General features: G+C 53.8%; 11 protein-coding genes. All 11 read left to right on the top strand.

Annotated features, from left to right (window positions below):
- Positions 1-69 precede the first annotated feature (69 nt).
- The 11 genes from spoIIP (at position 70) to mtaB (ending at position 13,182) form a co-directional block, all read left to right on the top strand.
- Positions 70-1,269, top strand: a complete 1,200-nt coding sequence (gene spoIIP, locus ETC05_RS04000; protein ID WP_171660426.1) for a stage II sporulation protein P — start codon at positions 70-72, stop codon at positions 1,267-1,269.
- Positions 1,270-1,282: 13 nt separating this feature from the next.
- Positions 1,283-1,624: a YqxA family protein gene (locus ETC05_RS03995; protein WP_031408154.1), complete on the top strand. Its 342-nt coding sequence runs from the start codon at positions 1,283-1,285 to the stop codon at positions 1,622-1,624.
- Positions 1,625-1,890: 266 nt separating this feature from the next.
- Complete coding sequence (lepA, locus tag ETC05_RS03990) at positions 1,891-3,720, top strand: translation elongation factor 4 (protein ID WP_031408157.1); 1,830 nt, start codon at positions 1,891-1,893, stop codon at positions 3,718-3,720.
- 75 nt (positions 3,721-3,795) lie between these two features.
- Positions 3,796-4,935, top strand: coding sequence for a radical SAM family heme chaperone HemW (gene hemW, locus ETC05_RS03985; protein ID WP_171660425.1), 1,140 nt, complete (start codon positions 3,796-3,798; stop codon positions 4,933-4,935).
- 83 nt (positions 4,936-5,018) lie between these two features.
- On the top strand, positions 5,019-6,053 hold the full coding sequence (gene hrcA, locus ETC05_RS03980; protein WP_031408161.1) for a heat-inducible transcriptional repressor HrcA: 1,035 nt from the start codon (positions 5,019-5,021) through the stop codon (positions 6,051-6,053).
- 98 nt (positions 6,054-6,151) lie between these two features.
- Positions 6,152-6,805, top strand: a complete 654-nt coding sequence (gene grpE / locus ETC05_RS03975) for a nucleotide exchange factor GrpE (RefSeq protein WP_171660424.1) — start codon at positions 6,152-6,154, stop codon at positions 6,803-6,805.
- Between the two features lie 22 nt (positions 6,806-6,827).
- The gene (gene dnaK / locus ETC05_RS03970; protein WP_031408166.1) at positions 6,828-8,651 is read left to right on the top strand and encodes a molecular chaperone DnaK; all 1,824 of its coding nucleotides are present in this window, start codon (positions 6,828-6,830) and stop codon (positions 8,649-8,651) included.
- A 129-nt stretch (positions 8,652-8,780) separates the two neighbouring features.
- The gene (gene dnaJ, locus ETC05_RS03965) at positions 8,781-9,926 is read left to right on the top strand and encodes a molecular chaperone DnaJ (protein ID WP_171660423.1); all 1,146 of its coding nucleotides are present in this window, start codon (positions 8,781-8,783) and stop codon (positions 9,924-9,926) included.
- A 5-nt stretch (positions 9,927-9,931) separates the two neighbouring features.
- Entirely contained in the window at positions 9,932-10,870 is a 939-nt protein-coding gene (gene prmA / locus ETC05_RS03960) for a 50S ribosomal protein L11 methyltransferase (RefSeq protein WP_031408170.1), read from the top strand.
- A 17-nt stretch (positions 10,871-10,887) separates the two neighbouring features.
- A complete protein-coding gene (locus tag ETC05_RS03955; RefSeq protein WP_031408172.1) occupies positions 10,888-11,667 on the top strand; it encodes a 16S rRNA (uracil(1498)-N(3))-methyltransferase in 780 nt (259 codons plus the stop codon).
- A 156-nt stretch (positions 11,668-11,823) separates the two neighbouring features.
- Positions 11,824-13,182, top strand: coding sequence for a tRNA (N(6)-L-threonylcarbamoyladenosine(37)-C(2))-methylthiotransferase MtaB (gene mtaB / locus ETC05_RS03950; RefSeq protein ID WP_031408174.1), 1,359 nt, complete (start codon positions 11,824-11,826; stop codon positions 13,180-13,182).
- The last annotated feature ends 38 nt before the right edge of the window (positions 13,183-13,220 follow it).

Raw genomic sequence — 13,220 nt, 5'->3', positions numbered from 1 at the left:
AAACGGTTCTATCTTTTCCCGCTTGGCCATACGTTAAACTGAGGAGACAAGCCGGGAAAGGGTGGGAATATGAAACGATGGCGCTCCCCAAACGTCGTGATCGCGATTCCAGGAGCCAGCATAAAGAAACTGTTGATGCTCATCATCCTTGGCTGCATGATGATGCTTATGCTTGTCGGAGCGCTCACATCGCTGCGGCCAGAATACCGTCCGTCGTCATCGTCGCTAAACGATATGGCGGCCCATTTTCCGGAGGAGACGTTCATTCGTTTGTTTGCCTTGGAAAATCGCTATTTTGCTCAACTGTTGCCGAAAGAGCGGCGGCAGACGAATTACTCATCGCTGCTGTTCCGCCTGGCGACGAGCATCAATCCCGATGACCCGCGCAGCCTGCTTGGCAGCGAGCTGCCGGGCTTTGCCCTTTATGACAGCAAAATTCTCATCGCTGGTGAAGGAACGGATTACACGAACATGCCATACGAATCCGCGCCGCCGCTTAGAGTGATGCTGGCGGAGCGGCAAGCCTCGGTGGAGGAGCTCGAACAGGCAAACAAGAACGAAGAGGAAAAACCGGTTCCCCCGCCATCGCGGACGACGGGAGGAAAAAAAGTGATCTACATTTACAATACCCATACGCATGAGTCGTTTTTGCCGGCGCTCAAAGGGGTGACTGACCCGGATTTGGCGTTTCACCCGACGGTCAACGTCGCAAAAGTGGGGGAAAAGTTAGCGGAAGAACTGGAAAAGCGCGGCATCGGCGCTGAAGTGAGCAAAATCGACATTGTCAACGAATTGTTAAAGAAAGGAATGAAATACTCTCAATCGTATGATATGTCTCGGCAAACCGTGATCGCGGCAATGAAGCAAAACCGTGACTTGCACTACTTCATCGACATCCATCGCGATTCACGGCGGCGGAAATATACGACGGTTACGATCAACGGCGTTGATTATGCGCGTGTCGCATTCATTATTGGCGGAGAAAATGCGACATACGAGAAAAACTTGCAGCTGGCAACCGAGTTGCATCAGCTGCTGCAAAAGAAATATCCAGGGTTGAGCCGCGGGGTGATCGAGAAAAAAGGAGCCGGGACGAACGGCAAGTTTAATCAAGATTTATCAGAGAACGCGATTTTAATTGAAGTCGGCGGTGTTGACAATACGTTTACTGAGTTGTTTCGTTCCGTGTCGGCGTTTGCCGATGTGTTCAGCGACTATTATTGGCAGGCGGAAAAAGTCGAAGCGCCGGCTCCGGCGGAGAAAAAGTAAAGGAGCGTCACTTATGGCACGATGGTTCATCCGCTTTACTCTAGCGATCTTTCTTCTTTTTTTCGGCGTGTTGTTTGGCATGCAGCAGGCGCATGAGGGCATTGAACGGATGCGCGGTTACGCCGATCCGTCGTTTCCATCCGTCATCGATATGAAGAAAAGGGAAAATGGTGAGATGGAAGCGGCAGTGTTTGGCCGGCCGGTCGTTGCTGGAGATTTATTAGGAGAAAAGCAAGAAACGATTCGCGAGATGAAAACGTTCAACTTGTTCTCTAGGCTCGGGCAACTTTTTGCCGATGCCGTCACCGCGCTCATGGAAACGCTGTGTTCGCTCGTCGGCCGGGCGTTGGACTAGCCCCGTTCATGTGCGGACAAAACAGGAACACAGGAACGTGCCGTCAACAATGGCGGCTTTTTCTTTTGGATGCCGTCCGCCCGCTGGAGCGCAAAGTGTTGCACTTTTCACATTGTCGGTTGTTTTTTGGCGCGGCTCTGGCCGTTTCGCGTCTTTCCGGAAAGCTCGAACGGCGGCTTGGTTTTTCGTTCATCATTGAATCTTCTTCGCGCTGTTGCTATAATCAAAGCTAGTGTAGTTTTGCGAAGAAGCAGGAGTGAGAGACGATGAACCGGGAAGAACGGTTGAAACGGCAGGAACGGATCCGCAATTTTTCGATTATTGCTCACATTGACCACGGAAAATCGACGCTGGCGGACCGCATTTTGGAAAAAACAGGGGCGCTGTCGGAGCGTGAATTGCGCGAGCAGACGCTCGATACGATGGAGCTTGAGCGCGAGCGCGGCATCACGATTAAATTGAATGCGGTTCAGTTGACATATAAAGCGAAAAATGGCGAAGAGTATATTTTCCATTTGATCGACACGCCGGGCCACGTCGACTTTACGTATGAAGTATCGCGCAGCTTGGCTGCTTGCGAAGGGGCAATTTTGGTCGTCGATGCGGCACAAGGCATTGAAGCGCAAACGCTCGCCAACGTGTATTTGGCGATTGATAACAACTTGGAAATTCTTCCTGTTATTAATAAAATCGATTTGCCAAGCGCTGAACCGGAGCGGGTGCGTCAAGAAATTGAGGATGTCATCGGTTTGGACGCCTCTGATGCTGTGCTTGCTTCGGCCAAAGTCGGCATCGGCATCGAGGAAATTTTGGAAAAAATCGTCGAGAAAATTCCGGCTCCCTCGGGCGATCCGGATGCGCCGCTGAAGGCGCTCATTTTTGATTCGCTCTATGACCCGTACCGCGGCGTCGTCGCCTATGTCCGCGTCGTCGACGGAACGGTGAAGCCGGGGCAGCGCATCAAAATGATGTCGACCGGCAAAGAGTTTGAAGTGACGGAAGTTGGGGTATTCACGCCGAAGCAAAAAGTCGTCAACGAATTGACGGTCGGTGATGTCGGCTATTTGACCGCCTCCATTAAGAACGTCAAAGACACGCGCGTCGGGGATACGATCACCGATGCCGAACGGCCGGCGGCCGAGCCGCTCCCAGGCTACCGGAAGCTTAACCCGATGGTGTTTTGCGGCATGTATCCGATCGATACGGCGCGCTACAACGATTTGCGCGAGGCGCTCGAGAAGCTGCAATTGAATGATGCGGCGCTTCACTTTGAGCCGGAAACGTCGCAGGCGCTTGGATTTGGCTTCCGCTGCGGGTTTCTCGGCTTGCTTCATATGGAAATCATCCAAGAGCGGCTTGAGCGCGAATTTCATATCGATTTGATCACGACCGCGCCGAGCGTTGTGTACAAAGTGCATCTCACCGATGGAAACGAAGTCGCTGTGGACAATCCATCTAATATGCCCGAGCCGCAAAAGATTGAGCGCATCGAAGAACCGTATGTGAAAGCGACGATCATGGTGCCAAATGACTACGTCGGGCCAGTGATGGAATTGTGTCAAGGAAAACGCGGCACGTTTGTCGATATGCAATATTTGGATGAAAAGCGGGTCATGTTGATTTACGACATGCCGCTGTCGGAAATCGTGTACGACTTTTTTGATGCCTTAAAGTCCAACACGAAAGGATACGCGTCGTTTGACTATGAATGGATCGGCTATCGGCCGTCCAATCTCGTCAAGATGGATATTTTGCTAAACGGCGAAAAAATCGATGCCTTATCGTTTATCGTCCATCGCGATTCCGCCTACGAGCGCGGCAAAGCGATCGTTGAAAAGCTGAAAGATTTGATTCCGCGCCAGCAATTTGAAGTGCCGGTGCAGGCGGCGATCGGCAACAAGGTCATCGCTCGTTCGACGATCAAGGCGCTGCGCAAAAACGTGCTTGCCAAATGTTACGGCGGCGACGTATCGCGGAAGCGGAAGCTGCTTGAGAAACAAAAAGAAGGAAAGAAGCGGATGAAACAAATCGGATCGGTCGAAGTGCCGCAGGAAGCGTTTATGGCCGTTTTGAAAATCGACGACCAGAAAAAATAATGAGCAAGGCTGTCTCCGTTGGGGATAGCCTTGTTTGTTTCCTGAGGCGCCGGCCGGTTGAAAGGAGGAGGACTGATGGCCGTTTCAGCGTATTTTCATATTCCATTTTGCGCCCAGATTTGCCATTATTGTGATTTTAACAAAGTGTTCGCCGCCGGACAGCCGGTTGACGACTATTTGCGAGCGATGGACAAAGAAATGGCGTGGACGGCGGCGGAATTTGGCAACCAGCTCAAAACGCTGTTTATCGGCGGCGGCACGCCGACGGTGCTTGAGCCGGCGCAACTCGGCTGTTTGCTTGAGAGCATCCACCGCCATTTCCAGTTTGACCCCCAAACGGCCGAATTTACTGTCGAAGCCAACCCGGACGGCTTGACGAAAGAAAAGCTCGCTATTTTGCGCGATGCGGGAGTGAATCGGCTCAGCCTGGGGGTGCAGACATTTGATGAGCAACTTCTGCAAACGATCGGACGCACGCACCGTTGCCACGATGTGATGCAGGCGGTAGCCATGGCAAGAGAAGCGGGGTTTGAAAATATCAGCCTAGATCTGATGTACGGTTTGCCGGGGCAAACGCTTGAGCAGTTTACGAACGATTTAGAAGCGGCGTTTTCGCTTCATGTGCCGCATCTGTCTGCGTATTCCCTCATTTTGGAGCCAAGGACGATTTTTTATAACGAATGGCGGAAGGGCCGCCTTCGCCTTCCAGGCGAAGAAGTGGAAGCCGAAATGTACGAAGCGGCGATGGAATGGATGGCCGCCGCCGGCTATCGGCAATACGAAATCAGCAACTATGCTTTGCCGGGATTTGAAAGCCGGCACAACTTGACATACTGGAACAACGAGGAGTACTACGGCATCGGCGCCGGGGCGCATAGTTATATAAGCGGGGTGCGGCGTGAGAACATCGGTCCCGTTCGTCATTACATCGCCGCGGTTGAGCGCGGCGAATGGCCGCACCGCCGCGTTCATCGTTTGACGGTCCGCGAACAAATGGAAGAAGAAATGTTTTTAGGGCTGCGCAAAACGGAAGGGGTATCCCAAGCCAGCTTTCGGCAAAAGTTCGGCTGTGACTTCCACGACATCTTTGGCGAGGCGATCCGCCGGGAAATCGAAAATGGACGTCTTGAGGAAACGGCGACTCACGTCCGCTTGACAAAACGGGGCAAGCTGCTCGGCAATGAAGTGTTTGCCGCGTTCCTTGGCGAAATGTAAACATTGACATTTGCCGGGCAATTTGCTACCCTAGTAGTAGATTTAGCACTCGAATTGTTCGAGTGCTAACAGAGGTGAGACACGTGCTAACGGACCGCCAACTGCTGATTTTGCAGGTGATTATCGACGATTTCATCCGTTCTGGGCAGCCGGTCGGTTCGCGGACGTTATCGAAAAAGCATCAAATCGCGTTCAGCTCGGCGACGATCCGCAATGAGATGGCGGATTTGGAGGAGCTTGGCTATATTGAGAAAACGCACGTTTCTTCTGGCCGAGTACCGTCGGAAAAGGGGTACCGCTACTACGTCGACCATTTGCTGCCGCCGCAGCGGCTGACAAGGGCGGACATTCAAAAAATCCGCTCCGTGTTTGCTGAGCGCATTTATGAGCTGGAAAAACTGCTGCAAAAGTCGGCGCAAATTTTATCCGAGCTGACGAACTATACATCCATCGCGCTCGGGCCGACGTTTAAAGAAAGCAAGCTGAAGCGGATGCAAATCGTGCCGCTCAACGAACAGACAGCCGTCGCCATCGTCGTGACGGACACCGGCCATGTCGAAAACCGGGTCGTGACGATCCCGTCATCGATGAATGCAGGCGACCTGGAAAAAATGGTCAACATTTTCAACGAGCGGTTAAACGGCGTTCCGCTCATTGACTTGAAAGAAAAAATGGAGACGGAAGTGGCCGATGTATTGCGCCGGCACATCCGCAACTACGACAGCGTGCTCAATACGCTCATTGAAACGATCGATGCTCCTGAAGAAGAAAAAGTGTTTTTCGCTGGCAAGGCGAATATGCTCAACCAACCGGAGTTCAGCGACATCCAAAAAGTCCGCCCGCTTCTGAACATCATTGAGCAAGAAAAAGACATTTATCGCCTGCTTCGCAAGCAAACCCAAAAAGGGGTGCGGGTTTCGATCGGACATGAAAACGAACTGCGCGGCATGGAAAACTGCAGCTTGATTACAGCGACGTATTCGGTCGGTGATGAGCCGCTCGGGTCGATTGCGATTCTTGGTCCAACGCGCATGGAATATTCGCGCGTCATCACGGTCTTAAACCGTGTCGCTTCCGATTTATCGGCCGCGTTGACGAAATGGTATCAAAGCCAATAAGAATGGCCATATTGGATAACGGATGGATCGTGTATCCATCCTTTCCTTGTGGCCATGGATACATAAAAGGGAAGAGCCCGGGCAGGGAGGTGAAAGCGATGGAACAAGGAGAAAAACAAGTGATGGAACAGGCTACATACGATGAGCCGGAGCGGGAGCAAGCGATCGAGGAAGAATCCGCCCCGCAGCTCGAGGAGGAATTAGACGGCGCTCCGCTTGGAGAGGCAGGCGAACAAGCCGATAGGGAGGAAGCGGCGGAGCCGATGGAAAAAGCGCCAACAGCCGAGGAGTTGGCGGCGGCCAAGGCGCAGATCGCTGAATTGGAAGCGAAGCTTTCAGAGATGGAACACCGGTATCTCCGCCTGTACGCCGATTTTGAAAACTTCCGCCGCCGGACGCGCCAGGAGATGGAAGCAGCGGAAAAATACCGCGCCCAAAGCTTGGCGAGCGATTTGCTTCCGGTGCTTGACAACTTTGAACGCGCGTTGAAAATAGAGACGGACAACGAACAGGCGAAATCGATTTTGCAAGGGATGGAAATGGTGTACCGGTCGCTTGTTGATGCCTTGAAGAAAGAAGGCGTCGAGGCGATCGAGGCGGTTGGAAAGCCGTTTGACCCTTATTTGCATCAAGCCGTCATGCAGGCGGAAGCGGAAGGCTATGAGCCGAACACGGTCGTTGAGGAGCTGCAAAAAGGCTATAAGCTGAAAGACCGTGTGTTGCGACCCGCCATGGTCAAAGTGAGCCAATAATAGAAATGGAGGGTGATAAGCGATGAGCAAAATTATCGGCATCGACTTAGGAACGACGAACTCTTGCGTCGCCGTGTTAGAAGGCGGCGAAGTGAAAGTCATTCCGAATCCAGAAGGAAACCGCACGACCCCGTCGGTCGTTGCGTTTAAAAACGGTGAACGCCTCGTCGGCGAAGTCGCCAAACGGCAAGCGATCACGAACCCGAACACGATCATCTCGATCAAGCGCCATATGGGGACGGATTACAAAGTCGAAATTGAAGGGAAGCAATATACGCCGCAAGAAATTTCAGCCATCATTTTGCAATACTTGAAGTCGTACGCCGAAGACTATTTGGGTGAGCCGGTGACGCGCGCGGTCATCACGGTGCCGGCCTATTTCAACGATGCGCAGCGCCAAGCGACGAAAGACGCCGGCCGCATCGCCGGCTTGCAAGTCGAACGCATCATCAACGAGCCGACGGCCGCGGCGCTTGCTTACGGTTTGGATAAAGAAGAAGACCAAACGATTCTCGTCTATGACTTAGGGGGCGGGACGTTTGACGTCTCGATTCTGGAGCTTGGCGATGGCGTGTTTGAAGTGAAGGCGACCGCCGGCGACAACCATTTGGGCGGCGACGACTTTGATCAAGTGATCATCGATTATTTGGTCAATCAGTTCAAGCAAGAGCACGGCATCGATTTGTCAAAAGACAAAATGGCGCTCCAGCGTTTAAAAGATGCGGCGGAAAAAGCGAAAAAAGAGCTGTCTGGGGTGACGCAGACGCAAATTTCGCTGCCGTTTATCAGCGCGAACGAAAACGGTCCGCTCCACCTTGAGACGACGCTCACCCGCGCCAAGTTTGAAGAATTGTCGGCCCACCTCGTCGAGCGGACGATGGGACCGGTTCGCCAGGCGTTGCAAGACGCCGGCTTGACGCCAGCGGATATTGATAAAGTCATTTTGGTCGGCGGTTCGACGCGCATTCCGGCCGTCCAAGAAGCGATCAAGCGCGAACTTGGCAAAGAGCCGCACAAAGGCGTCAACCCGGATGAAGTCGTGGCGATCGGTGCGGCCATCCAAGGCGGGGTGATCGCCGGCGAAGTGAAGGATGTCGTCTTGCTCGACGTCACGCCGCTGTCGCTTGGCATCGAGACAATGGGCGGCGTGTTCACGAAGCTCATTGAACGAAACACGACGATTCCGACAAGCAAATCGCAAGTGTTCACAACGGCAGCCGACAACCAGACGACGGTTGACATTCACGTCTTGCAAGGCGAGCGCCCGATGGCGGCGGACAATAAATCGCTCGGCCGCTTCCAGCTGACCGGCATTCCGCCGGCGCCGCGCGGCGTGCCGCAGATTGAAGTGACGTTTGATATTGACGCCAACGGCATCGTTCACGTGCGCGCCAAAGATTTAGGAACGAACAAAGAGCAGTCGATTACGATCAAATCGTCGTCCGGCCTGTCGGAAGAAGAAATTCAGCGCATGATTAAAGAAGCGGAAGAAAATGCCGAAGCCGACCGGAAGCGGAAAGAAGCCGCCGAGTTGCGCAACGAAGCCGACCAGCTCATTTTCATGACTGAAAAAACGATCAAAGAGGTCGAAGGAAAAGTCAGCGCCGATGACATCAAGAAGGCGCAAGAGGCGAAAGATGCGTTGAAAGCAGCGCTTGAGAAAAATGACATCGAGGACATCCGCAAGAAAAAGGATGCGCTGCAAGAAGCGGTGCAACAACTATCGATCAAGCTGTATGAACAAGCGGCGAAACAGGCGCAAAGCGCAGGATCGCAAGCTGGCTCTGCCAATAATAAAGACAATGTGGTGGACGCCGAGTTTGAAGAAGTGAACGACGATAAATAATGCAACCGAAAGTCAAAGTCAGGCCTGCCTTGGCTTTGACTTTTTTTCTAGCATTGACATATTGCCTTGCTGCAGAGGGAAATGATAAAATTAAATTTATGTGAGTGAATCGGGAGTGGATGATCAACGATGGCGAAGCGCGATTATTACGAGATTCTCGGCGTCAGTAAAAACGCGACGAAAGACGAGATCAAAAAAGCGTATCGAAAGCTTTCGAAGCAGTATCATCCAGATGTGAACAAAGCCCCGGATGCCGCGGAGAAGTTTAAGGAAATTAAAGAGGCGTACGAAGTGCTGAGCGATGATGAAAAGCGGGCCCGCTACGACCGCTTCGGCCATGCCGACCCGAACGAAACGTTTGGCGGCGGATTTCAAGGCGGCGGATTTGATTTCGGCGGTTTTAGCGGCTTTGGCGGCTTTGAAGATATTTTTGAAACGTTTTTCGGCGCCGGTCCGCGTCGGCGGGCGAGCGGTCCGCGCAAAGGCGCGGATGTCGAGTATATGATGACGCTTACGTTTGAAGAAGCGGCGTTCGGAAAAGAAACAGAAATTGAAATTCCGAGGGAAGAGACGTGCGACACGTGCCAAGGCAGCGGTGCAAGACCGGGTACAAGCCCGACGTCTTGTCCGCATTGCCACGGCAGCGGGCAAGTGACAAGCGAACAAACAACGCCGTTTGGCCGCATCGTCAATCGCCGAACATGTCCCGTCTGCGGCGGCACAGGCCGGTACATTCCGGAGAAATGCCCAACGTGCGGCGGCACGGGGCGCGTCAAACGGAGGAAAAAAATTCATGTCAAAATTCCAGCCGGTGTCGACGACGGGCAGCAGCTGCGCGTCGCCGGTCAAGGGGAGCCGGGGGTCAACGGCGGGCCGCCGGGGGATTTGTACATCGTCTTCCGCGTCGAACCGCATGAGTTTTTCCAACGCGACGGTGACGATATTTATTGCGAAGTGCCGCTGTCGTTCGCCCAAGCGGCGCTTGGCGATGAAATTGAAGTGCCGACGCTTCATGGCCCTGTAAAGCTGAAAATCCCAGCCGGCACGCAAACGGGCACGCGCTTCCGCTTGAAGGGAAAAGGGGTGCCGAACGTGCGCGGCTACGGCCAAGGCGATCAGCACGTCATCGTCCGCGTTGTGACGCCGACGAAGCTGACCGAAAAACAAAAGCAGCTGTTGCGCGAGTTTGATCGGCTCGGCGGAGATACGATGCACGACGGGCCGCACGGACGTTTTTTTGAGAAAGTCAAAAAGGCGTTTAAAGGAGAAGCGTAAGCGCGATGAAATGGTCAGAAATCAGCATTCACACGACGCATGAGGCGGTCGAGGCGATTTCGAACATTTTGCATGAAGCGGGCGCCGGCGGAGTCGTCATCGAAGACCCGTACGATTTGGTCAAAGAACGGGACGACTGGTACGGCGAAATCGTCGAACTCAACCCGGACGACTATCCGGAAGAAGGGGTGGTCATTAAGGCATATTTGCCCGTCAACAGCTTTCTTGGCGAAACGGTCGAACAAATTAAGCAGGCGATTAACAATTTATGGCTGTATGATATTGACCTTGGCAAAAATAAAATTACATTGAGCGAAGTGAACGAAGAGGAATGGGCAACGGCATGGAAAAAGCATTATCACCCGGTGAAAGTGTCGGAAAAGTTTACGATTGTGCCGACGTGGGAAACGTACGAGCCAGCGTCTAGTGATGAGCTGATCATTGAAATGGATCCCGGCATGGCGTTTGGGACCGGCACGCACCCGACGACGGTCATGTGCCTGCAGGCGCTCGAAAAGTACGTGCGGCCCGGCGATCATGTCATTGACGTCGGCACCGGCTCCGGCATTTTAAGCATCGCCGCGGCGATGCTTGGCGCTCGATCGGTGCGGGCGCTCGATCTGGATCCGGTGGCGGTCGACAGCGCGCGGCTGAACGTGAAGCTCAATAAGGTGCAGCATATCGTAACGGTCTCACAAAACAATTTGCTCGACCATATCGAGGAACCGGCTGATGTGATCGTTGCCAACATTTTAGCGGAAATCATTTTGCGCTTTACCGATGACGCCTACCGGTTGTTAAAGCCAGGCGGACGCTTCATCACGTCCGGCATCATTCAGGCGAAAAAGCAGGACGTCCAAGACGGGTTGCTTGCCGCCGGCTTTGCCATTGAGGAAATCAACGTGAGAGAAGATTGGGTGGCGGTTGTCGCCTGCAAACCATAAGCAAAGAAGGGATGGCTGTGCAGCGCTATTTCGTTTCCAGCCAGGCGCAACAAGGCGGGATCGTCGCGATCAGCGGCGATGACGCCCATCATATCGCCCGCGTCATGCGCATGAAGCCGGGGGATGGGATCGTTTGCGTCTTTCCCGACGGCCGCGCAGCGGTGTGCGAAATTGAACAAATTGCCAATGAGCATGTGCAAGCCCGTATTGTACAATGGAAAGAGGAGCAAAGCGAGCTGCCGGTGCGCATTTACATCGCCCAAGGGCTTCCGAGAGGCGAAAAATGGGAGCTCGTCATCCAAAAAGGAACAGAGCTCGGCGCCGCCGGGTTTCTTCCGTTCGAAGCCGCCCGCTCGGTTGTGAAATGGGACGTGAAAAAAGCGGAGAAAAAAGTCGAGCGGTGGAAAAAAATCGCGAAAGAAGCAGCTGAGCAGGCTGAACGAACGGCAGTGCCGGACGTGCGGGCCCCGCTTTCGTTTGCCGAGCTTCTTGCCTTTGGCGAAACGGTCGATGTTCGCTTGTTTGCCTACGAAAAAGAGGCGCGGGACGACCGGCATGCTGGACTTCCGGCGCTTCTTTCCCGCCTCCGTCCGGGTGGCGCGCTGCTGGCGGTCTTTGGGCCGGAGGGCGGGTTCAGCCCGGAAGAAGCGGAACGACTCGAGCAACACGGCTTTGTGCCATGCAGCCTCGGCCCGCGTATTTTGCGCACCGAAACGGCGCCGCTCTATTTGCTTGCCGCCGCTTCCTATGAATGGGAGCTGCGCGCACAAGGCGAAGAAGCGGCGCGTGGGCGATAATGGACCGTTTCGCGTCCTGACGGTTGTCCCCTGCATATTCGCTTGCGCCAGAACGTTGGCATGCAGGCGGTGGTTCAACCGAAACTAGGGCGAGAAGGAAAATGGACAAATTCCTCCCTGCTGGTCACCAAGCGGGGGCAGAGCGAGGTGAATAACATGCCAACAGTGGCTTTTCATACATTGGGCTGCAAAGTCAATCATTACGAAACCGAAGCGATTTGGCAGCTGTTTAAAAAGGCGGGATACGAGCGAACAGAGTTTGAAAGCCGCGCGGATGTGTACGTCATCAACACGTGCACGGTGACGAACACCGGCGACAAAAAAAGCCGTCAAGTCATCCGCCGTGCGGTGCGCCGCAATCCGGACGCCGTCGTCTGCGTGACCGGTTGCTATGCACAAACATCGCCGGCTGAGGTCATGGCCATTCCGGGGGTTGATATTGTCATCGGCACGCAAGACCGGCATAAAATTTTGGACTATGTGGAACAGTTTCAACGCGAACGCCAGCCGATCAACGCTGTTCACAACATTATGAAAACGCGTGTTTTTGAGGAGATAGATGTGCCGGAATTCACTGATCGGACGCGGGCGTCGCTGAAAATCCAAGAAGGGTGCAACAACTTTTGCACGTTCTGCATCATCCCGTGGGCCCGCGGTTTAATGCGTTCACGCGATCCGCAGGAAATCATCCGCCAGGCGCGCCAGCTGGTTGCCGCCGGCTATAAAGAAATCGTTCTGACCGGCATTCATACAGGCGGTTATGGCACCGATCTGAAAGACTATAACTTTGCCGCCTTGTTGCGCGATTTGGATGAGCAAGTGCCGGGGCTGAAGCGGCTCCGCATTTCGTCGATCGAAGCGAGCCAAATCACCGATGAAGTGATTGACGTCTTGAAGCGTTCAGAGAAAATTGTCCGCCATTTGCACATTCCGCTTCAGTCTGGGTCGAATACGGTGCTCAAGCGGATGCGCCGCAAATATACGGTGGAGTTTTACGCAGAGCGGCTCGCCCGGCTGCGTGAGGTGTTTCCGGAATTGGCAGTCACCTCTGACGTCATCGTCGGCTTTCCAGGCGAGACGGAAGAGGAATTCATGGAGACGTACAACTTTATTCGCGAGCAACGGTTTTCGGAGCTTCACGTCTTCCCGTACTCGAAGCGGACCGGCACGCCGGCAGCGCGCATGCCGAATCAAATTGACGAAGAAACGAAGCATGATCGCGTCCGCCGTCTCATCGCCCTTTCTGACCAGCTGGCGAAAGAGTACGCCTCTCGTTTTGAAGGGCAAGTGCTCGAAGTCATTCCGGAAGAGCGCGACAAAGAGCGGCCGGAGTTGTACGTCGGCTATACAGACAACTATTTGAAAGTCCGCTTTCCAGCGACGGAGGATATGGTTGGCGAGCTTGTCAAAGTGAAGATCACGAAAGCCGGCTACCCCTACAATGAAGGGGAGTTCGTCCGCGTGGTGCTCGATGAGATGGTCCGCCAGCCAAAGTGGGCTCATAACCCAGCCTGACCGCTGGGTTTTTTCTGTTTTTTTCGGGGACCATACGG

The organism is Geobacillus sp. BMUD, assembly GCF_013096845.1.
GTDB lineage: Bacteria > Bacillota > Bacilli > Bacillales > Anoxybacillaceae > Geobacillus > Geobacillus vulcani.
Note: the sequence above shows the minus strand (reverse complement) of the source record. Positions and strands in the feature narration are given on the sequence as shown.

What these genes read in the sequence shown, in the direction of transcription:
- lepA (WP_031408157.1), top strand. Translation starts at nt 1,891, where the DNA reads ATGAACCGGGAAGAACGGTTGAAACGGCAGGAACGGATCCGCAATTTT.
- mtaB (WP_031408174.1), top strand. Translation starts at nt 11,824, where the DNA reads ATGCCAACAGTGGCTTTTCATACATTGGGCTGCAAAGTCAATCATTAC.
- dnaJ (WP_171660423.1), top strand. Translation starts at nt 8,781, where the DNA reads ATGGCGAAGCGCGATTATTACGAGATTCTCGGCGTCAGTAAAAACGCG.
- hemW (WP_171660425.1), top strand. Translation starts at nt 3,796, where the DNA reads ATGGCCGTTTCAGCGTATTTTCATATTCCATTTTGCGCCCAGATTTGC.
- dnaK (WP_031408166.1), top strand. Translation starts at nt 6,828, where the DNA reads ATGAGCAAAATTATCGGCATCGACTTAGGAACGACGAACTCTTGCGTC.
- grpE (WP_171660424.1), top strand. Translation starts at nt 6,152, where the DNA reads ATGGAACAAGGAGAAAAACAAGTGATGGAACAGGCTACATACGATGAG.
- spoIIP (WP_171660426.1), top strand. Translation starts at nt 70, where the DNA reads ATGAAACGATGGCGCTCCCCAAACGTCGTGATCGCGATTCCAGGAGCC.
- ETC05_RS03995 (WP_031408154.1), top strand. Translation starts at nt 1,283, where the DNA reads ATGGCACGATGGTTCATCCGCTTTACTCTAGCGATCTTTCTTCTTTTT.
- prmA (WP_031408170.1), top strand. Translation starts at nt 9,932, where the DNA reads ATGAAATGGTCAGAAATCAGCATTCACACGACGCATGAGGCGGTCGAG.